This window comes from Mesorhizobium sp. M1163, assembly GCF_040318415.1.
In the GTDB taxonomy this organism is placed as follows: domain Bacteria; phylum Pseudomonadota; class Alphaproteobacteria; order Rhizobiales; family Rhizobiaceae; genus Mesorhizobium.
In genome coordinates, this window is sequence record NZ_JAMYMF010000027.1 from 77,337 (window position 1) to 99,154 (window position 21,818).

A 21,818-nucleotide genomic window follows, 5' to 3' on the forward strand; every position below is an offset into this window, starting at 1 on the left:
TGATCCACTCCGGTCTCACTCAGCCGCGTAGGAAAGGCCTGAAGCTTCGTCAGACGCCGTGCGCTCCATCCGCCGGATGGAAAAATGCATCCAGGCAAAGCAGGTGGCGACGATGACGAAGAGCAGCATGAAGCAGCTCGACCAGACGCCGGTGAGGTCGTTGAGCGCGCCGAAGACGATTGGCAGGATAAAGCCGCCGAGCCCGCCAATCATGCCGACAACGCCGCCGACCGCGCCGACACTCTGCGGATAGTAAGCCGGGATGTGCTTGTAGACGGCAGCCTTGCCAAGGCTCATGAAGAAGCCGAGCACACAGGCAACGGCTATGAAGGCGAGCGGGCCGACCTCGAAATGGAAGGCGATCGGCCCGCTGACACCGCGCACGACGTAGTCTGCCGAGGGGAGAGACAGAACGAGAGTCGCGGCGGCACTGACAGCGAAGGTCCAGTAGAGCACGGTGCGGGCGCCGATCCGGTCGGAAAGCACGCCGCCATAGGCGCGGAAAATACTTGCCGGAATTGAATAGGCCGCGCCGATCATACCGGCGGTCGCAAGCCCGAAGCCGTAGACGCCGATCAGGTAGCGGGGCAGCCATAGCGAGAGCGCCACGAATGCACCGAAGGCGAAGAAATAATAGAAGGCGAAGCGCCAGACCTGCAGGTTCTTGAGCGGCGCGAATTCCTGCCAGAAGCTTCTCGAGGGCGCGGCCTTGCCGGCGCGGCGCTCGCGGATGACCGGATCGTCGCCGGTCGTGAACCAGAAGACGGCGGCCATGACGACGAGTGCTGCCGCCCAGATCAGCGCGACCGACTGCCAGCCCCAGGAGAGAAGCACGAACGGTGCCAGGAACTTGGTGACCGCGGCGCCGACATTGCCGACACCGAAAATGCCAAGCGCCGTGCCCTGCTTGCCGGCCGGGAAGAAGCGCGAGACATAGGCGACACCGACGGCGAAGGAACCGCCAGCGAGCCCGACGCCCAGCGCAGCGACCAGCATCTGCCCGTAGGTGTGCGCAAAAGCGAGCAGAAAGGTCGCGACCGCCGCCGCAAGCATGGTCGCGGTGTATACCAGCCGTCCGCCAAAACGGTCGGTCCAGACACCGAGCACCATACGCACGAGCGAGCCGGTGAGGATCGGCGTGCCGACGAGCAGGCCGAACTCCGTCTCGTTCAGCCCCAGCTCCTGCTTTATGCGCACGCCGATGATTGAAAAGATCGTCCACACCGCGAAGCAGACGGTGAAGGCGATGGTGGACATGACAAGCGCCTGCCGGGGAGCACTGTCCTGGCTGGGCGCGGCTGGGAGATTTGCGGTCATTTTCTGGCTCCGGTTAGCGGCGTGGGAAGCACCGCCCTTGTGCTGTTCGTTCGCGACTGTCAGCGGCGCGGCATCGCCCGCAGCGCGCTGACGGCGAGAAAATCGCGGCGCGTGAAGTCCGCGAGGGACGCGCCAGTTCCGATCCGTTTCGTCATCGTCGTCTCCGGTTGGGCGCCGCTTGGGACCAGCGCCGTCGATTGCGTCAAAACAAAAAAGCCGCCGGCCAGGTCTTCGCGTCCGGAGTTCCGGGAGCGCGTGTGGACCTGAGCGGCAGCTTTGCCTGTAGCGCCCGCCATTGGACGCCGTGTCACTTGGCCCTTGCGGACCTACATTTTGAAAAGCAGGAAGCGTGCCAAGTCGACAGCGCTCTGAATTATCGAATGAAATCAATGTGAACTGCAGCCGCGCGACTCTTGACCAAGCTCGGCAGCGGATCAAAGATTAGTCAGAATGACTTGCACAGCAGCATAATATTTGTGCAATGCGGCAGATTGCCCATTGCCGATGCAGATTGCCAATGATGATGACGAGTTTTCCGGTTATTGCCTTACTCCGCGGCTTCGACGAAGCGGTGGCGTTCGTAGAGGAATTTCAGCACCGCCTCGCGGCAGCGCAGGAAGGTGCGGTCAGAGGAAAGCTCGATCCGCCGACGCGGCCGGGCCAGCGGCACGGGAAGCACCTCGCCGATGGTGGCCGCCGGGCCGTTGGTCATCATGACGATGCGGTCGGACAACAGCACCGCCTCGTCGACATCGTGGGTGATCATGATCGTCGTCGAGCCGAGCCTCGAATGGATATCCATCACCGCGTCCTGAAGATGGGCGCGCGTCAGCGCGTCGAGCGCGCCGAAGGGCTCGTCGAGCAGCAGGATCTTCGGCTCCATGGCCAGCGCCCGGGCGATGCCGACGCGCTGCTTCATGCCGCCCGATATCTCGGCCGGACGTTTATCCTTGGCATGCGCCATCTGCACGAGATCGAGATTGCGCATGATCCAGTCATGCCGTTCGGCCCGGCTCCTGCTCCGGCCAAAGACCTTTGATACTGCCAAATTGATGTTTTCGTAGACGGTCAGCCATGGCAGCAGGCTGTGGTTCTGGAACACCACGGCGCGTTCCGGGCCGGGACTATCGACCTCCTTGTCCTCGAGCAGAACGGCGCCGGCCGAGACCTTGGTCAGGCCGGCGATCAGGTTGAGCAAGGTCGACTTGCCGCAGCCTGAATGGCCGATGATCGAGACGAATTCACCTTTGTCGATGGTCAGCCGGATGTCCTTCAGCACGTCGCTGACCTGGCTGCCGCGGGCGAAGGATTTGTCGATGTGGTCGAGTTTCAGATAGGCCGTCATCGTCCCTCTCCTCACTTTGCCGTTGTGCCGCGGGTGACGAAGACGCCGACCGCCGCGACCAGGCGGTCGAGGCAGAAGCCGGTGACGCCGATATAGGCGAGCGCGACGATGATGTCGGGCAGCCGCGATGAGTTCCACGCGTCCCAGATGAAGAAGCCGATGCCGACGCCGCCGGTCAGCATTTCGGCGGCGACGATGGCGAGCCAGGACAGACCGATGCCGATGCGCAGGCCGGTGAAAATGTAAGGTGCAGCTGCCGGCACCATGATCTTCACGAAGAATTCGAACTGGTTGAGCCTGAGGATGCGGGAGACGTTGCGGTAGTCCTCAGGGATGTTGCGGACGCCGACCGCGGTGTTGATGATGATGGGCCAGATCGAGGTGATGAAGATGACGAAGATCGCCGACGGGCTGGAATCGCGGAACGCCGCCAGCGACAGCGGCAGCCAGGCGAGCGGCGGCACCGTGCGCAGGATCTGGAACACTGGATCGAGGCCGCGCATCGCCCAGATCGACTGACCGACAAGCGCGCCGAGCGCAACGCCGACGATCGCCGCAAGGCCGAAGCCGACGGCGACGCGCTGCAGCGAGATCAGCACCCGCCAGGCGAGCCCGATATCCTGCGGGCCGTTGTCGAAGAACGGATGGGCGATCAGGTCATAGGCCTCGTTCCACACCTGGCTTGGCGGTGGCAGGCTGGCTGTGGGCGACGAACAGGCGACCTGCCAAACGACGAGCATGATGGTGATGACAATGACCGGCGGCACCAGCGTGCTGGCCAGCTTGCCGGCGATCGCGGCCGGGTCGAAGCGGCGCCGCGCCCTGGCGGTGAAAGCGATGACCTCGGCGGGCTTGGCCGGCGCGGGGAACGGCTTCACCTTGCTGTCCTCGATGGCTTGGATAGACATTTCTCGAAAACTCCTTGGCAGCACATGCACAACGGGCGGCGTTGCCAACGCACTGTCGCGCATCTATGTCGGGCTCAGGCCGACGCCTTGATCTTCAGGCTGTCGAGATAGGCCGACGGATTCTCCGGATCGAAGATCTTGCCGTCGAAGAAGGTTTCGGTGCCGCGCGACGAAGACGCCGGAATATCGGCCGCGGCGACACCAAGATCCTTGGCCGCCTCGCGCCACAGATCCTCACGGTTGACCTGGCCGACCAGTGCTTTGATGTCGGTGGTCGGCGCGAACTTGCCCCAGCGGATGTTCTCGGCGAGGAACCAGCTGTCGTGGCTCTTGAAGGGATAGGACACGCCGCCCTGCCAGAACTTCATGTAGAGATCGGTGCCGTTGGCGACGCGGCCATTGCCGTAGTTGATGTCGCCCTTGAGGCGGCCGATGATGTCGGCGGTCGGCACGTTCATCCACTGCCGCTTGCCGATGATGGCGGCCATCTCGTCCTTGTTTTCTTTTGCCTCGCACCATTGCTGGGCCTCCATGACGGCCATCAGGATCGCCTTGGTGGCGTTCGGATATTTGTCGATGAAGGCGGCGCGCAGGCCGAGCGCCTTTTCCGGATGGCCCTTCCACAGTTCGCCGGTGGTGGCGGCGGTGAAGCCGACGCCCTGATGGACGAGCTGCTCGTTCCATGGCTCGCCGACGCAGAACACGTCCATGTTGCCGACCTTCATGTTGGCGACCATCTGCGGCGGCGGCACGACGATGGTCGAGACATCCTTGTCGGGATCGATGCCGCCGGCAGCCAGCCAGTAGCGCAGCCAGAGGTCGTGCGTTCCGCCCGGGAAGGTCATGGTGGCCTTGACCTCCTTGCCCGCGGCCTTCTTGGCGGCGAAGGCTTCCTTCAGCTTTGAGGCATCGAGGCCGACGCCGGTGGCGGCATATTCCTGGGCGACGGAAATGCCCTGGCAGTCGTAGTTGAGCCGGGCCACGATCGCCATCGGCAGCGGCTGTTTGTTCTGCGTCACCTTGCCGGTGTGCATCAAATAGGGCATCGGCGTCAGGATATGGGCACCGTCAATGCCGTTGGCTTCGCCGCCGAGCACCAGATTGTCGCGCGTTGCGCCCCACGAGGCCTGCTTGAGCACCTCGACATCGGGCATGCCGAATTTCTCGAACAGGCCTTTTTCCTTGGCAATCATCAGCGGTGCCGCATCGGTCAGCGCAATGAAGCCGAGCTTGGCGCCGGTGACTTCCGGCGCGGCGGGTGCCGCATAGGCCCCGGAGGGCAGCAGCGCACGCGCCGCCGCCAGCGTTGCCGCGGTGGCCGCGCTGATCCTCAGGAAATCGCGGCGGCTGATCGCCGGTTGGGCGGAATGGCTATTGGTGCGTTTCGTCATCGTCATCTCCGGTTGGGCGCGGCTTGGGATCGGCGCCGTCGATTGCGTGTTCGACCAAAACAAAAAGCCGCCAGCCAGGCCGCGCGCGTCCGTCATCCGGGATCGCGTGTTGACCTGAGCGGCAGCTTTGCCTGTAGCGCCCGCCATTGGACGCGTATTCCGTGACCCCGAGAAGAGTCTGCCTATTGCAATGCAGGAACCGTGCCAGTTTTCGGAATGGATGGCAAACATCAATGAGATCAATGACATACCACAATCGTCGGCGCGCCGGCCCGCTGGGCGCGCAAGCTAAGGATTGTTCATTAGCGCAGTTGCACGCACATTTTTTGTGCAGTGCACAAGAATGGCGCGGAAATGATCAGGCTTCGGCGCGCGCCAATTTCTGGCAGGCAATGTAGGCGTCGATCTCGTCGGGATCGAAGATTTGGCCATCGAAGAAACCGTCGGGACCGAGCACCAGGCTTGCCCCCGCCGAACCGACCGGAGTCGCGGCCTTCAGCGCGCCCTCGACCTTGGCATTGGCACCGGGAAGCGCCACGCCAAGCGGCTTCAACGCCGAGCGGTAGAGATCGGGGCGGTAGCAGTCGCGGGCAATAGCGAGGTTTTCCGGCGTGTGCGCGACATGCCCCCAGCGCACCATCTGCGTGTAGAACCACAGCGCATGGCTCTTCCACGGGAAGTTTGCCGCCTTGTCGAAAGGCAGAAAGAAATCGCCGACGCTCAGTTCGGCGCCGCCGCCGAGCGCAAGATGTCCGCTGAGGATCGGCATCTGCAGTGCCGGCTCAAGCCCGAGGAAGGCCGGCTGCGCCATCAGGGCCGCAAGTTCGCCGCGGTTTGCCGGATCCTGGCACCAGCGCGCCGCGTGATGAAGCGCGCGCAGCAAGGCTGAGAGCGCGTCCGGCTGTTTTTCCGCCCATGCCTTGCGCACGCCGACGACTTTCTCCGGGCTGGTCTTCCAGATGGCCGCCTTGACCGTGGCGATGTGGCCGGTGCCGGCGACGACGGAGGCGCTGTTCCAGGGTTCGCCGACGCAGTAGCCGTCGATCCTGCCGGCAGCGAGCGCGTCCGCCATGAAGGGGGGCGGCACGATGACGATTTCGATCTCATGCGACGGGTCGATGCCGCAGGCGGCGAGCCAGTAGCGCAGTTCGTAATTGTGCCCGGAGTGCGGATGGACGACGGCGAAGCGAAGCAGATCGCCACTGGCATTCGCCCGTTCACGAATCAGCGCCCCCAACGCCCTGCCGGCTCGTGCCGGATCGAGGTCGGGTCGGGCGCCGTGCGCGGCCATGCCCGCCCAGACGGCGTTCGAAACGGTGACGCAATTGCCGCCAAGGCCGAGTGAAAACGGCACGACCGTATCGGAGGCGAGCGGCGTCAGCCCCAGATTGCAGGCGATCGGCATCGGCCCCAGCATGTGCGCGAGATCGAAATGGCCGATGGCGATGCGGTCGCGGATGTTGGCCCAGGACGTTTCCCGGTTGAGCATCAGATCGATGCCTTCGCGCAGGGCGAAGCCGATTTCCTTCGCCGCGACAAGGACAGCGCTGTCGAAGAGCGGCATGAAGCCAGCATTGATCCGGTGCTCGGCCGCCATCGTCAACTCTCCTCGGGATCCAGAAGGCCTGCCGCCGTCACCAGGCTCTGGGCGATTTCGCCGATCTTGCGGTTCTGGTTCATGGCGGTCTTGCGCAGCAGCGTATAGGCCGCGTCCTCCGACAGGCCGCGCGACTTCATCAGTATGCCCTTGGCGCGATCGATCACCTTGCGGCTTTCCAATTCGCTGCGGGCCTCTTCCAGCTCGCGCGCCATGCGCGAAAACGCGTTGAAGCGGCTGATCGCCATGTCGAGGATCGGCTTGACCCGCTCCTGACGCAGGCCGTCGACAACATAGGCTGACACCCCGGCTTCCACCGCCGCTTCGATCGAAGCCTGGTCCGAGCGATCGACGAACATGGCGATCGGCCGCTTCACCACGCGCGACAGCTGGAACATGTTTTCGAGCATGTCGCGGTTGGGATTTTCGAGGTCGATGACGATCACGTCGGGTTCGATCTCGGCGATCCGCCGCGCAATGCCGGCGACGTCATGGATGACGGTGACCTGCTGGTGCCCGGCCTCCCGCAGCCCCGCTTCGATTATCGAAGCGCGGATGTGGTTTTCATCGATCACCAGGACAGTGAGGGATTTGCGGATCATGCCGCATTTTGCGCAGGCGAGACGATTGTGCAATGCGGCATGGCGAGATTCACGCAAACAAAGCCAGCGTTCAGGCGCCGCCTGAGGCATTGGACGCGACGGCCGCAGCGACCAACTTGACGCCGCGGGAGCCGGCACCAGCCTTCACCTTGAGCCGCACCGGCTTTGCCCTTCTGCTCTATGCCGTCGGCGACAACGAGGCGGATTTTGTTGGGCTGATCGTGCTGTTTGTGGCGGCGGCTTGTTTGCGGATTGTGGAGGAGAGATAGGGGGCGCGACACCACCAGCTGCTTTTGACCCGAAGCCGACCGTCGCAGACCAAATCCTGAATGGCTGCTTTTCACGCAGGCGGACTGGCCGCTTTTAGGTCCTTGGACCATCGATCCGGCCTCAGTTCGGATCTGCCGACGTTGCTTTCGACCGGTCCTGTGACCACCGCGGCTTCTACCGGATCGCCAGGGAAGCGAGGCAAGGCAGCGTCAAGTTCGAGCCAGAGATTAAGAAGAACGGAGCCATCGCCGCATAGGCGTCTGCCTCCGTGGGTATGGACGGATTCACTCATGCGCAATATGGATGGGGAGGCCTGCCGTGGCGCTCACATTTTCGCCGCGTCGCTGAGGCAGGTGACGTTCGTTCAATGACGCTGCGCAGGGCGGGTTGCCGCCCGCAGAAGTGTCGATATCAGGGGATCTGGTCGATGACCGACAACAAGCCAGACGTTACCAAGGATTGGCAAGCGACGCAGGGCCAGAAGTCCTCCGCCACGCGTCTTCGCCTTTTCGCCGCACTCTCGTGGATCGTCGCCATTGGCGGCGAGATCTACGGGATTATTCTGCTTCGCCAGAACAAGTTCGACCAGGGACACCTGCCGCTGATCATCGGCCTTCTGGTCGGCATCGCGATTTTCGCAATCGCCGGCAACTTGCTGTGGAAGGCGGCCAACAGGCACGATCCGGCCCGTGCATCCGACGCGGCCAGGTTCTTCTTCCAAAACCAGCTCGGCGCAATCATGACGCTGATTGCCTTCCTCCCGCTGGTTTTCCTGATCCTCACCGACAAAAACATGGATCCGCAGACCAAGAAGGTTGCCGGCGGCCTCGGCGCTGCGCTGGCCGTGCTCGCGACGGTCATGGGGATCAGTTTCAAACCCCCGTCGGTCGAACAGTACACCCAGGATATGAACGCATGCGCAGCCCAGATCAAGTCGGGGCAGCCCACCACCGCCTGTTCGCCCGATGTCGCCGCTCAGGCGCAGGCGATCGCGACGGACACCGCCGCGGTGGCGGCGGCGACGCGGGACGCGAGCCACCCCGCCGGTCAGGATGTCGTCTACTGGATCGCGCCCGAAAACGGAGCCGCGAAGTCCACCGAGCCGCATGTTTTCCACCTCTGCGCAGGCGTGAGTCCGCTGAAGGACAAGACCGTGAATAGTGGCTCCGTAACGGAGGCCTACGCACAGAACGCCGTCCGCATCACGAAGCAGATCGATATGGAACAGAAGCAGTGCGGGTTCACCCCCACAACCAGCACCAACTGAACCCGCCTGCGCTCGATCCCGTCCAGCCGTTGGTCTTGTCGAGAGGGATGGCGCGCAAGCGCAGGCTCAGTATTGACCCGCCGAAGCAACGCTAAATACCGGGATCGCCCGGCTGGCCATTATTGTCCAGCTGCAAACTTATCCGCGGCGGGCAATGACTGGGCGTCCTTACGCACGGCAGCTTCCGGCCTGAGCGCTTCGAATGGAGAATGACGTTAATGCGGCGCAAAGCAGACTTCACCCCGGCCTGATCCAGCGGCGCTTTCTCAGTGCGCCTGCCCCGCCGCTTCACCCCGCCAAGCTCCCCTGCTCCGCCTCCTCGGCATTCGGATCGCCCGGCGCCGTCGCCCAGGCCAGTTCCACCAGGGTCACCGTCCGCCGTCCGCCCCCGTCAAGCTGACACACGATCAGCCTCTGCTCCTCGATATAGGTCAGCAGGCGCCGTGCGCGGCGTAGCGAGTGCGAGCCGTAGGCACGGGCGATCGCGGCATCGCTTGGGCAGGGCCAGCCCTCCTTGGCGGCGCGGGCGATCATCATGAACACGCCTTGCATGTCCTCGGGCAGCAGCGAGGCGCGCGCCGAGACGTCCTGCCAGGCGTCGTTGCATGCCATGTCGGAGCCGAGCCCGGCGCGGGCGCGGGTCAGCATGCGGCGAAACTCCGGCAGGTCCGGCACGACCGCGGCGAGGCCCTCGATGCGGCAGCGGACCACGAACTCCTGATAGAGCACGCCGATGACGCGGAAGCCGGCATCGGGTTGCGCCAAGAGGCGGCTGATGGTGTCGGGACTGCGAGCAGCGCGGCATTCGCGGTCGGCTACGAAAGCGGGATGCCGAAGAGGCGAGAGGCAGAACCTTGGCCGCAGCATGAGCAGGCCGTGAGCAGCGATGAAGCCGGCAAAGGTCATCCTCAGGAGGCTAAGCGGTCGGCCGGAAATAGCCGATGTCGCGCTTGCCTTGCCGGGAAATATACCGTCCGTCAGGTCCCTCCATAGCGCCAATCATCGCGCACGTCCTCCCGATCAGCGCGAAAATCAGCGTGGAGCGATCTCCGCGACGAGATCGTTCGTCGTCTTGACCCCAGCCATGAAGCCGGCGGCATTGAATTCGTTCATGACGAAGAAAGCGCCGACGCCGCGTGTCGGTGCAATCGCAACATAGAGAAACATCCCTTGCAGGCCGCCGCTCTTCTGGAGGATGAGCGGGCGATGCTCGTTAGGGAGCATGATGACCCATCCGAGACCCATGGCGTCCATCGGCCCGCCGTCATCCAGCCCCATCACCGACGCGAGCCCGTCCCGGTACAAAAAAGCCGCGTGGTTCAAAAGGCGCAACTCGGCGTCGGCCGCGGAAGGCTTGTTGTCGACATGCCAGTTCATCCAGCGCAGCAGGTCATCCGCGGTCGAGTACAATCCACCGGCGCACTCCATGGCTGTGCTCGTCGGCACGATTGGCATGGGGCTGCCGTCGAAGTTATGGCCCTGCATCAGGCGCGGCTCGTCCTCCGGTCTTGGGTTGAAAACCGTGTCTTTCATGCCGAGGGGATCGAGGACACGCTCTCGAAGGACCTCGGCATAAGGCTTTCCAGAGACATTAGCGAGCGCCGCTCCGAGGAGGTCGTATCCGAAGTTCGAATAGAGAACGGCGGTGCCCGGCGCGAACAGCAGCGGATTGTCCTTGAGGGCGGCAATCTGCGCCTCTTTGGTGTTCGTAGAGAAAGGGTCTGAGGGGGGCGCCTCGGCCACTGGCACCTCCCGCGGAAGGCCGGAAGCTTGCGCGACGAGATCGATCAGGCGGAGGGCGCGGCCGTCCTTCTCCGGGAGCGTGACGTCCCAGCCAAGGCGATCCTGCAGCCGGTCGGTGAGTTGTACCTTGCCGTCGATCGCCAGCGAGGAAAGCACACCGCCGCAGAACACTTTGCTCACGGACGCGATGCGGAACATTGTGTCGCCGTCGGGCACTTTTTCACTCCCGTCGGCAATCTTGCCGAAACCGGCCAAGGCCGTCTCGCCGTTGCGCACGGCGCCGAAGATCAGGCCAGGCACCTTGGTGGAGAGATACAGGATCGTACCGTTGAACTGCACCGCTTCCGTCAGCAGCTTGTCCTCGGCATGTCCATAAGAGGGAAGCGTGACGGCTGCGATTGCCGTCAAAGCGATGGCCATAAGTCGGCGCGATCGAGACAAACGCATTGCCAAAATCCTTTGATAAAGCTGCAGAATAAAATCTTCGGAAAAAGGGCCGCCGCGTAGTATCTTACCATCTCTCCAGAAGCAGGAGATGTCAACAGAATGAACCGAAGGGGTAATCGGCGGAGGTAGCGTAGGTTCGGCGGATATTTGCGCTACAGTCCTGCCGTATTTCTTGTCTTCGTCAGTTGATCGCGGCTGATCTCTTCATTGGCAAACCGACCCGCTGGTAACTTAGAAGATATGTAAAGCGCCGTCGGCAAGAGGGAGTGCTGTAGCGTCGAACAACTTACAATAGCGGATCTGCGTCGCGCCAATCGTCGTCGTATGATGAAGACCGCGCTCGGCCGCCGCCTCACCCCACCGCACTCCGCTGCTCCGCCTCCACCGCATTCGGATCGCCCGGCGCCGTCGCCCAGGCCAGCTCCACGAGCGTCACCGTCCGCCGTCCGCCCCCGTCAAGCTGACACACGATCAGCCTCTGCTCCTCGATATAGGTCAGCAGGCGCCGTGCGCGGCGTAGCGAGTGCGAGCCGTAGGCGCGGGCGATCGCGGCGTCGCTCGGGCAGGGCCAGCCTTCCTTCGCCGCGCGGGCGATCATCATGAAGACGCCTTGCATGTCCTCGGGCAGCAGCGAGGCGCGCGCCGAGACGTCCTGCCAGGCATCGTCGCCTATCATGTCGGAGCCGAGCCCGGCGCGGGCGCGCGTCAGCATGCGGCGGAACTCCGGCAGGTCCGGCACGACCGAGGCGAGGCCTTCTATGCGGCAGCGGACGACGAACTCCTGATAGAGCACGCCGATGACGCGGAAGCCGGCATCGGGCTGCGCCAGCACGGCGCGCAGCACCCGGTCGACGCGCTCGCGCCGCTCCGCCAGATCCTCGGCGCTGATCGGCGGCTCCACCGGTTCGGGGCGGATTTCCAGCGCCGCCGATTTCGCCGCCATCAGCTGATCGAGCAGGTCCGGCGAGGAGCGGCGCTGCGGCCGGACGGTTTCCGGCGGCGGGGCCGCCAGGATGATCGCGCGGGCATCCTCCAGCGCCGATTCCGGCAGCGGCATCAGGCGCGGGGTCGCGTTGCGCGGACTCGTATCGGTCGGGCCGATGCGCAGACCGAGCGGACGGCGCGACAGCGCCGGGCCGAGCGCCATGAACTGCCCGCGCTCGAGGTCGCGAAAAGCCTCCGCCTGGCGCCGCTCCATGCCGAGAAGATCGGCGGCGCGCGCCATGTCGATGTCCAGAAAAGTCCGGCCCATGAGGAAATTGGAAGCCTCGGCGGCGACGTTCTTGGCGAGCTTGGCCAGCCGCTGGGTGGCGATGATGCCGGCCAGCCCGCGCTTGCGGCCACGGCACATCAAATTGGTCATGGCGCCGAGCGAGAGTTTGCGCGCCTCGTCGGAAACCTCGCCGGCAACTGCCGGCGCGAACAGCTGCGCCTCGTCTACCACCACCAGCATCGGATACCAGTGGTCGCGGGCGACCTCGAACAGCCCGCCGAGAAAGGCGGCGGCGCGCCGCATCTGGTTCTCGGCGTCGAGCCCTTCGAGATTGAGCACCGTGGAGACGCGGTGGATGCGCGCCCGCTCGCCGGCGCTCTGCAGGCCGCGCTCGGTATGCTCCTCGGCATCGATCACCAGATGGCCGAAACGGTCGCCAAGCGTGACGAAGTCGCCTTCGGGATCGATGATGGTCTGCTGTACCCAGGGCGCACTCTGCTCCAAGAGCCGGCGCAGCAGATGGGATTTGCCGGAACCCGAATTGCCCTGCACCAGAAGCCGCGTCGCCAGCAGTTCCTCAAGATCCAGCGCCGCCGGGGCGCCCGCGCTCGTCTGGCCGATCTCGATCGCAACGGTCATGTCCGACTCTCCTTGGGGAGAGGGCTTATCAACCGCATCACAGCCCGTCGAGCACGCCATGGCCGGCGCTCCGTGTTGCGCACAGGCTGGATGCTGCTAGGGTCAAAGATACGAAACGTACCGTTTCGATTCGAGACTGCCGCTAAGGGGTGGATTCCTGTCCTTGGCATCGGCAACCGGATCAAACCGATCGCCCAAAGCCTTCATTGACGCGATGGAGATCGAGCGGCCGAAGCCGGTTTTTTGCGGACATTTGCCCGCTCCTCCAGGTCTCGCCAGAAGCCAAGCACTGTCGCGACGATCGCTTCCGGCGCGTCCTCCTGCATAAGATGCTTCGCGTTCGGCACGACATGGAAGGAAGCACTCGAAATGCGGCGCGCGAGCTCGCGACCGTCATCGATGGGAATCCACTGGTCGTCCTCGCCCCACAGGATGGCAACGGGGCAACGAATCTCGCCGTAGCGCCACTCGACCTCTTGCGAGTATTTGTCATCCATCTGAGCGACCTGGCGCCAGAAAGCTTTTTGACCTTCGGCTCCCAGCCACGGCGCGAGGTAGAGCGCCATCTCTTCCTCGCGCAGCGCATTCGCTACGGCGGCGCCGATGTAGGCGCGCAGGATTGCTTCATGAATGTAGTGCGGAAGGCCGGAAAAGACCGCCTCGTGTTTCTTGGCGGCCTGAACAAGTGGTGAGCCTTGCGGGCTGATTGCGACCGGATCGATCAGCACCAGCGACCGATAGTCGAGCCCATTGAGCAAATGACCGCGTAACGCTGTTGAGCCGCCGAAATCATGCGCGACGACATCGGGGGCACGCAGGCCCCAATGATCGTAAAGGGCCGCGAAAAGCTCGTTCTGAATGCCACGAGACACGTCGCTATCGGGTTTATCAGATAGACCATAGCCGAGCATGTCAAAGCAATAGATTCGCCTCTGTTGGCCGAGCAAAGGCGCAATTCTACGCCATGCCGACGATGAGAAAGGCGTGCCATGCAGCAATACCGCGGGTGAGCCCTCGCCCATCGCGCCCCAGGCGATCGAGTTCCCTTGAAAGGTGAAGCGTTCAGGAAGAGGCCAGTCCGCTGTCGCCATCAGTCTCTCCTCCGATCCTAACGCAGCCAGCGACCTATCCAACGACAACCTGTACGTCAGGTTCCAATGGTCCGCTTCTTCGCCGGCTGGGCCTGCTTGGCCCTCTGCGCGCCGGTGCGCGCAGCCGCTGCAAGAATGCTCTCCATCAGGTCCTTTTCGCGCAGCGGTTTGCCGAGCAGCGGCACGTCGGGGGGCCGGTCGGCGATCGCGTCGGCGTCGGCATATCCGGTTATCATCACCGCCGGCCAATCAGACCGCAGATTGCGGGCGAACCGAATGACCTCCAGGCCCGAGACGAGCGGCATGGCAAAATCGGTAACGATGACGTCGAAATCGTACGGTGCCCGTTCGATCATCGCCAGCGCTTCCGCGCCGCCCCCGGCACAGGTCACCGCAAAGCCGTGTTGGCGAAGCGATTGCGCCGTCAGTTCCCGCAGTACATTGCTGTCGTCGATCAGCAGGACCGATGGATAGTCCTCGCCGGCATTCCCGACGGTGTCGTCGGCATCGGACTTCTCGGCGATTTCCACCGGGCGCTCGATTGAACGCGGCAGCCAGAGCTGAACGGATGTTCCACTGCCGACGGCGCTCTCGATCCGGAGCGTGCCGCCCGATTGCTTGACGAAGCCATGCACCGTGCTCAGGCCGAGGCCAGTGCCCTTGCCGACCGGTTTTGTGGTGAAGAACGGTTCGACGACCTTGGCGAGAATGCCGGCCGGTATGCCCGACCCCGTGTCCTTGACGGTGACCACGACATAATCGCCCGCGGAAATGTCCTCGGCTGCACTGCCTAGCGTTCGATTTTGCGCCTCCACGATTATCGTGCCGCCGGACGGCATGGCATCGCGCGCGTTGAAGACCAGGTTCATCAGCGCGAGCTCCAGCTGGCTGGCGTCGACATGCGCCGGCCACACAGTGTCGTCGACAAGCCAATCGAAACGGATCAGGCCTCCCAAGACCGGGGCGACCAACCCGTTCATGGTGTCGCCGAGCGCGGCGAGGCGCACGGCCTGCGGCCTCAGTGTCTGGCGGCGCGAGAAGGCAAGCATGCGGTTGACGAGCTCGGCGCCTTGTTTTGCCGACCGGCGTGTCAGTTCCAGAACCTGCCTGGCCTGTCCGTCGAACTCGGCGTGGCGCTCGAGCAATCCCAATCCGCTGAGAATGGCGGCAAGCAGATTGTTGAAATCATGCGCCAGTCCGCCGGTAAGCTTGCCGATCGCGTCGAGGCGCTGCGATTGCAGCAGCTGGTTCTCAAGCTCGCGCCGCTCGGTAATGTCCAGCAATGTGCCGAGGATCTCGGGCTTTTGGCCGTCGGAGCCGTTCGACAGGACGCCCTGGTCGAGAAAAATCCGGTAATTGCCGTCGGCGCATTGCCAGCGGAATTCGCAGGTGTAGGAGCCGGTGGCCTTGGCCGCGAGCAGGGCTTGCCTCACTCTCGGCAGATCGTGGGGATGAACGCGGCTCAGGCCGAAGCCCGGATCGGAGGTCAGCCGTTCGGCAGGAAAGCCGGTCAGGCGTTCGACCCCTTCGGTGACAAAGCTGGCGCCGAACGGCGGCTCCGCCGCCCGCGCATGAAAGCAGACCGGAAGAGAGCTCAAAATTGCATGCTGCCGCTCTTGGGCGCTGCGCAGCGCCCGCTCGGCCTCGAGCTTCCCCTTCTGCGCCTGCAGTGCCTGGGCCAGCAGCCCTTGCTCGGCAGCCGCCTTTTGCTGGATTTCGAGCGTCTTCTCATGAAGTTCGACGAACACGGCGACCTTGGAACGCAGCATGGCCGGGTCGAAGGGCTTGAACACGTAATCCACCGCGCCTGCGTCATAGCCACGCAGCATGTGGGCGTCTTCCTTGTTGATAGCGGTGAGAAAGATTATCGGCGTTCGCCTGGATTGCTCGCGCTGGCGGATCAATCCCGCCGTCTCGTAGCCATCCAGCCGGGGCATCAGCACATCCATCAGGATGACGGCGAAATCCTCCTTCAGCAGAGCGCGCAGCGCCTCTTCGCCCGACTGCACGCAGACGACATCGCCGATAGGGGCCAGAACCTCGCCGATCGCCAGCAGATTGCGCTCGTCGTCATCCACGGCCAGGATGCGCGCCTTTGCCGGCCCCACGGCCGGGGCCACAACCTCCGGCTTCCTTGCTCCGTGCCTCGACAGTTTCTGCATCGAGCGGCCGTCAGTTCACTGCCATGAGCGTCTTTTCCGGACCATGGACACGGGATCGCGAGCGGCCGATCCAGACACGCAGCAACGCCAGCAGCAGATCGAGGTCGACAGGCTTGGCGATATAGTCGGAGGCGCCGGCGTCGAGGCACTTCTGCCGGTCGCCCTTCATTGCCTTGGCGGTAACCGAGATCAGCGGGATATGGGCGATCGCCGACATGCCGCGGATCTGCCGCATCGTCTCGTAGCCATCCATCTCCGGCATCATGATGTCGATCAATGCGGCGTCGATATCCGGGCTCTGCTCCAGAAGCGCAATACCTTCCCTACCGCGCTCCGCGTGCAGCACCTGGATGTCATAGGTCTCGAGAACGCTGGTGAGCGAATAGATGTTGCGGATGTCGTCGTCGACGATGAGGACCTTTGCGCCGGCGAGGTCGAATTTGTCCGGCTGTTCGGCTGCCGAACTTTCGTGGCCTCGCCCCGGGAGCGTTGCGGACATCAGGAGAGCCAGCTGCGCGAAATTCTCCGCCCGCGGAACATCCGCCAATGCCGGATGCAAGGCGAGCGACTGTTGCAGCGCTTCCGGATGCGGCGCGAAGAACAACAGTCGCGACACGGACTGCCCGAACAGGACGGCAATTTCATCCAGCATCTGGGCGTTGTCCTTGGCCGAGCGGCCAAAGCCGAGCACAACGGCATCATAGCCGGCGATGCCGATGTCGTCGGCATTCGCCGCGACGCGGCCGATCGCGGTGACCGAGGTGACGCCGTCGCGGATCGCCTCGATCAACGAGAGACGGCGCTCGGGATCGGTATCGGCAATGAGGACGCGGCGCTGGACGCGGAGCTTTCTGGAGTGAATGTCCTGGAAGACCTTCATCAGTTCGTCCGACGACACGGGCTTGGTTGAAATGCTGGATGCACCCTTGCGGGCAAGCACCTCGATATCTTCGGCGCCCGAAATGACGTGGACGGGAATGTCCTTGGTTTTCGGGTCATGGCGAAGCAGATCGAACAACACCCAGCCGTCGATATCCGACAGTCCGAGATCCAGCGTGATCGCGTCGGGAACCAGCTTGCGCGCCAAAGCCAGCGTGCCGGAGCCAGCGGTCGACAGGACGCCCTTCAGCCCGGCCGAACGCGCGAGGCCGAGCAGCAAACCGCCGAAGGTCGGGTCGTCCTCGACGATCAGCACGACCCGATCTTCCGGTGAGATCGTATCGCGATCATCGAGCAATTCGGAAGATGGCGGGCTCGGCTGCGCCGTCGATGCGGCCACTTCGGTCGCCGGCAGCAACGCCGATTGCGTTGCCAAGGCCATCCGAGGTCCGTCGAACGGGATGACCAGCGTGAACGTCGAACCCGTGCCCGGCGTGCTCTCGACCCGCAATTCGCCGCCGATCAGCCGGGCGATCTCCCGGCTGATCGAGAGCCCAAGCCCGGTGCCGCCATATTTGCGACTGGTGGTGCCGTCGGCCTGCTGGAAGGCCTCGAAAATCAGCTTCTGCTTGTCTTGCGGAATACCGATGCCCGTATCGGTAACCGCGATCGCGAGCGCTTCCATCGGTTGCACCGAGCCGTTGTGACGGCCAGTCTTTTCGGCCCAGAAATTCAAGCTGACTTCGCCTTCGGAGGTGAATTTGAACGCGTTCGACAAAAGGTTGAGCACGATCTGCTGCAAGCGCTTCTCGTCGGTGCGGACCGTCTCCGGAAGCTCGGGGTCGACATTGATGGTGAAGCCAAGTCCCTTGTCGGTCGCCAGTTGCCGGAAGGTTCGCTCCATATGCTGGCGAAGATGCACCACCGGCATGTCGTTGATGTCGATCGAGACGGTGCCCGATTCGATCTTCGACAGATCGAGGATATCGTTGATGAGGCTCAGAAGGTCGGTGCCGGCCGAGTTGATGGTGCGCGCGAACTCGACCTGCTTGTCGTTGAGATTGCCTTGCTGGTTGGTTGCGAGCAGGTTTGAAAGGATGAGCAGCGAGTTCAGCGGCGTACGCAGTTCGTGGCTCATATTGGCGAGGAATTCCGACTTGTATTTCGAGGTAAGCGCCAGCTGCTCGGCCTTCTCCTCCAGCGCACGGCGCGCCATCTCGATTTCGAGGTTCTTGTTCTCCACCTGCTTCTTTTCGTTCTCGAGCAACTGCGCCTTTTCCTGCAGCTCCTCGTTGGTGGCGTGCAGCTCTTCCTGCTTTTTGGTCAGCTCGGTCTGACGCGCCTGCAGCTCCGAAGTCAGCAGCTGCGACTGCTTGAGCAGGCCTTCGGTGCGCATGGTGGCGGCGATGGTGTTGAGAACGATGCCGACGGATTCCATCAGTTGGTTCAGGAACGACTGGTGCGTGTCGCGGAATTCGCTGAACGAGGCGAGTTCGATGACGGCCTTCACCTCGTCTTCGAACAGAGCCGGAAGAATGATCACGTTCGCTGGCGCGGCATTGCCAAGGCCGGACGTGACGCGCAGGAAATTCGGCGGCACATTGTCCAGCATGATGGCGCGCTTGTCGGCGGCACTTTGCCCGACAAGGCCTTCGCGCAGATCGAGACGTTGCTTGATCTCCGCCTTGCTTTCGGCGCCATAGGAGGCGGCGAGTTCCAGATAGAATTCATCCTCGTCGCGGTTGGTCACGTAGAACACGCCATATTGCGCATTCACCAGCGGCGCGAGTTCGGACATGATGAGACGCGAGACCGTTGCCAGGTCGCGCTCGCCCTGCAGCATGCGCGAGAACCGGGCGAGATTGGTCTTCAGCCAGTCCTGCTCGGCATTCTTCAGCGTCTGGTCCTTCAGATTGCGGATCATCTCGTTGATGTTGTCCTTCAGCGCCGCGACCTCGCCGGAGGCCTGGACGCTGATCGAGCGGGTCAAATCGCCCTTGGTCACCGCAGTCGACACTTCGGCGATGGCGCGCACCTGGGTGGTCAGGTTGGCCGCAAGCTGATTGACGTTGTCGGTCAGGTCGCGCCAAAGGCCGGCGGCGCCGGGCACGCGGGCCTGGCCGCCGAGCTTGCCTTCGATGCCCACCTCGCGGGCGACGTTAGTCACCTGATCGGCGAAGGTCGCCAACGTCTCGATCATGCCGTTGATGGTGTCGGCGAGCGAGGCGATCTCGCCCTTGGCATCGACCGTCAGCTTGCGCTTGAGATTGCCTTGCGCGACCGCGGTCACGACATCGGCGATGCCGCGCACCTGGTTGGTCAGGTTCGTCGCCATCAGGTTGACGTTGTCGGTCAGGTCCTTCCAGGTGCCGGCGACGCCCTCGACCCGTGCCTGGCCGCCGAGCTTGCCCTCGGTGCCGACCTCGCGGGCGACACGCGTCACTTCGCCGGCAAAGGAGTTCAGCTGGTCGACCATGGTGTTGATGGTCGATTTCAGCTCCAGGATCTCGCCCTTGACGTCGACCGTGATCTTCTTCGACAGGTCGCCGCGCGCCACAGCCGTCGTCACCTCGGCGATGTTGCGGACCTGGCCGGTCAGGTTCTCGGCCATTGAATTCACATTGTCGGTCAGATCTTTCCAGGTGCCGGCAACGCCGCGCACCTGCGCCTGACCCCCGAGCTTGCCCTCGGTGCCGACCTCGCGCGCCACGCGCGTCACTTCCGAGGCAAAGGAATTCAGCTGGTCGACCATCGTATTGATGGTGTCCTTCAGCTCGAGGATCTCGCCGCGCACGTCGACCGTGATCTTCTTCGACAGATCGCCAAGCGCCACCGCAGTCGTCACCTCGGCGATGTTGCGCACCTGCCCGGTCAGGTTGGCGGCCATCGCATTGACGTTGTCGGTCAGGTCCTTCCAGGTGCCGGCAACGCCGCGCACCTGCGCCTGGCCGCCGAGCTTGCCGTCGGAACCGACTTCGCGCGCCACGCGCGTCACCTCGGAGGCGAAGGAATTCAGCTGGTCGACCATCGTGTTGATGACGTCCTTGATCTGCAGGATCTCGCCCAATGCATCGACCGTGATCTTCTGGGTGAGGTCGCCGGTCGCAATTGCCGTCGCCACCTTGGACACGTCGCGCAACTGCACGGTCAGATTGCCGGCCATGGCATTGACGTTGTCGGTCAAATCTTTCCAGGTGCCGCCGACACCCTCGACATGCGCCTGGCCGCCGAGCTTGCCTTCCGATCCCACTTCGCGCGCCACACGCGTCACTTCGGAGGCGAAGGAGTTCAGCTGGTCGACCATCGTGTTGACGGTGTCCTTGAGCTCCAGGATTTCGCCCTTGACGTCGACGGTGATCTTCTTCGACAGGTCGCCGCGGGCCACGGCGGTCGTCACCTCGGCAATGTTGCGCACCTGGCCGGTCAGGTTGGCGGCCATCAGGTTGACGTTGTCGGTCAGATCCTTCCAGGTGCCGCCGACGCCCTTCACCTCGGCCTGGCCGCCGAGCTTGCCTTCGGTGCCGACCTCGCGGGCCACACGCGTCACTTCCGAGGCGAAGGAGTTCAATTGGTCGACCATCGTGTTGATGGTGTCCTTGAGCTCGAGGATTTCGCCTTGCACGGCGACGGTGATCTTCTTCGACAAGTCGCCCGAAGCAACCGCGGTCGTCACCTCGGCGATGTTGCGGACCTGGCCGGTCAGGTTCTCGGCCATCGAATTGACGTTGTCGGTCAAGTCCTTCCAGGTGCCGGCAACGCCGCGCACCTGCGCCTGGCCGCCGAGCTTGCCCTCGGTGCCGACTTCCCGGGCGACGCGCGTCACTTCGCCGGCAAATGAGTTCAGCTGGTCGACCATGGTGTTGATGGTTGATTTCAGCTCGAGGATCTCGCCCTTGACGTCGACCGTGATTTTTTTCGACAGGTCGCCAAGCGCCACAGCCGTGGTCACCTCGGCGATATTGCGCACCTGGCCTGTCAGGTTTTCGGCCATCAGGTTGACGTTGTCGGTCAGGTCCTTCCAGGTGCCGCCGACACCTTCGACGCGCGCCTGGCCGCCGAGCTTGCCTTCTGTACCGACCTCGCGCGCAACGCGCGTCACTTCCGAGGCGAAGGAATTGAGCTGGTCGACCATCGTGTTGATGGTGTTCTTGAGCTCGAGGATTTCGCCCTTCACATCGACGGTGATCTTCTTCGACAGGTCGCCGGAAGCGACGGCGGTCGTCACCTCGGCGATGTTGCGCACCTGCCCGGTCAGGTTCGTCGCCATGGCGTTGACGTTGTCGGTCAGGTCCTTCCAGGTCCCGGCCACACCTTTCACGCGGGCCTGGCCGCCGAGCTTGCCTTCGGTGCCGACCTCGCGCGCCACGCGCGTCACCTCCGAGGCGAAGGAGGCCAGTTGCCCGACCATGGTGTTGACGATCTTGCCGATGCGCAGGAATTCGCCGCGCAACTGCCGGCCGTCGATTTCGACCATCATCGTCTGCGACAGGTCGCCTTTGGCGACCGCGCCGATGACGCGCGCCACTTCGGCCGTCGGCTGAACCATGTCCTCGATCAGATCGTTGACGGAACGGACGCTCGATTCCCAACTGCCGGTGGCGTTGCGGACACGGCCGCGTTCGCCGATCCGGCCATCCTTGCCGACGACCTTGCTGAGGCGTTCGAACTCGCGCGTGACCTGATCGTTGAGTTCTACGATTTCGTTGAAGGTGTCGGCGATCTCGGAATCGAGGCCGGTGTAGACATTATCGATGCGAACGGAGAAATCACCGCTCCGAAAAGCCTTCAGCGCGTTCAGTATTTGACGGTGGTCCAATTGCCTTGTGGATGCAAGCACGCTCACAGCGCCCCTCCCAGCTCACGGATTTCTTGAATGTCCTGGTGAAACTGTCCCCTGCGGCCAACACAACTCCCCGCAAGCGCAACAACGCGGTATGTTCGATTTGG

13 protein-coding genes and 1 pseudogene are annotated in these 21,818 nt (G+C 63.4%); 2 read left to right on the forward strand and 12 right to left on the reverse strand.

Annotated elements, in window-relative coordinates; all coding sequences use genetic code 11:
* Positions 1–15 precede the first annotated feature (15 nt).
* The 6 genes from NKH43_RS23945 to NKH43_RS23970 form a co-directional block, all read right to left on the reverse strand.
* Positions 16–1,317: an MFS transporter gene (locus tag NKH43_RS23945; protein ID WP_352483961.1), complete on the reverse strand. Its 1,302-nt coding sequence runs from the start codon at positions 1,315–1,317 to the stop codon at positions 16–18.
* A 547-nt stretch (positions 1,318–1,864) separates the two neighbouring features.
* The gene (locus tag NKH43_RS23950) at positions 1,865–2,662 is read right to left on the reverse strand and encodes an ABC transporter ATP-binding protein (protein ID WP_352483960.1); all 798 of its coding nucleotides are present in this window, start codon (positions 2,660–2,662) and stop codon (positions 1,865–1,867) included.
* Positions 2,663–2,673: 11 nt separating this feature from the next.
* On the reverse strand, positions 2,674–3,570 hold the full coding sequence (gene ntrB, locus NKH43_RS23955; RefSeq protein ID WP_352483959.1) for a nitrate ABC transporter permease: 897 nt from the start codon (positions 3,568–3,570) through the stop codon (positions 2,674–2,676).
* A gap of 74 nt (positions 3,571–3,644) precedes the next feature.
* Positions 3,645–4,961, reverse strand: a complete 1,317-nt coding sequence (locus NKH43_RS23960; protein ID WP_352860133.1) for a CmpA/NrtA family ABC transporter substrate-binding protein — start codon at positions 4,959–4,961, stop codon at positions 3,645–3,647.
* Positions 4,962–5,319: 358 nt separating this feature from the next.
* Positions 5,320–6,558 (reverse strand): CmpA/NrtA family ABC transporter substrate-binding protein, encoded by a 1,239-nt coding sequence (locus NKH43_RS23965; RefSeq protein WP_352860134.1) that lies wholly within the window; start codon positions 6,556–6,558, stop codon positions 5,320–5,322.
* A gap of 2 nt (positions 6,559–6,560) precedes the next feature.
* Positions 6,561–7,160 carry an ANTAR domain-containing response regulator gene (locus NKH43_RS23970; RefSeq protein ID WP_352483956.1) on the reverse strand — a complete coding sequence of 200 codons (600 nt, stop codon included), beginning with the start codon at positions 7,158–7,160 and terminating at the stop codon, positions 6,561–6,563.
* Positions 7,161–7,192: 32 nt separating this feature from the next.
* Between NKH43_RS23970 and NKH43_RS23975 the strand changes: the two genes are divergently transcribed.
* Both NKH43_RS23975 and NKH43_RS23980 read left to right on the forward strand, forming a co-directional pair.
* Positions 7,193–7,429 carry a hypothetical protein gene (locus NKH43_RS23975; protein WP_352847810.1) on the forward strand — a complete coding sequence of 79 codons (237 nt, stop codon included), beginning with the start codon at positions 7,193–7,195 and terminating at the stop codon, positions 7,427–7,429.
* Between the two features lie 428 nt (positions 7,430–7,857).
* Complete coding sequence (locus tag NKH43_RS23980; protein ID WP_352591564.1) at positions 7,858–8,697, forward strand: hypothetical protein; 840 nt, start codon at positions 7,858–7,860, stop codon at positions 8,695–8,697.
* Between the two features lie 288 nt (positions 8,698–8,985).
* On the opposite strand, the pseudogene NKH43_RS23985 reads toward NKH43_RS23980, so the two are convergent.
* The 6 genes and pseudogenes from NKH43_RS23985 to NKH43_RS24010 all read right to left on the reverse strand — a co-directional run.
* Positions 8,986–9,462 (reverse strand): annotated as a pseudogene (locus NKH43_RS23985) (ATP-binding protein); the annotation flags it as partial.
* Positions 9,463–9,729: 267 nt separating this feature from the next.
* The gene (gene ampH, locus NKH43_RS23990) at positions 9,730–10,860 is read right to left on the reverse strand and encodes a D-alanyl-D-alanine-carboxypeptidase/endopeptidase AmpH (protein WP_352847805.1); all 1,131 of its coding nucleotides are present in this window, start codon (positions 10,858–10,860) and stop codon (positions 9,730–9,732) included.
* Between the two features lie 379 nt (positions 10,861–11,239).
* On the reverse strand, positions 11,240–12,739 hold the full coding sequence (locus tag NKH43_RS23995) for a helicase HerA domain-containing protein (protein WP_352860135.1): 1,500 nt from the start codon (positions 12,737–12,739) through the stop codon (positions 11,240–11,242).
* Between the two features lie 203 nt (positions 12,740–12,942).
* Positions 12,943–13,830: an alpha/beta fold hydrolase gene (locus NKH43_RS24000; protein WP_352860136.1), complete on the reverse strand. Its 888-nt coding sequence runs from the start codon at positions 13,828–13,830 to the stop codon at positions 12,943–12,945.
* Positions 13,831–13,886: 56 nt separating this feature from the next.
* The gene (locus NKH43_RS24005) at positions 13,887–15,950 is read right to left on the reverse strand and encodes a PAS domain-containing hybrid sensor histidine kinase/response regulator (RefSeq protein ID WP_352860137.1); all 2,064 of its coding nucleotides are present in this window, start codon (positions 15,948–15,950) and stop codon (positions 13,887–13,889) included.
* A 52-nt stretch (positions 15,951–16,002) separates the two neighbouring features.
* Positions 16,003–21,708 (reverse strand): HAMP domain-containing protein, encoded by a 5,706-nt coding sequence (locus NKH43_RS24010; RefSeq protein ID WP_352860147.1) that lies wholly within the window; start codon positions 21,706–21,708, stop codon positions 16,003–16,005.
* Positions 21,709–21,818: the final 110 nt, after the last annotated feature.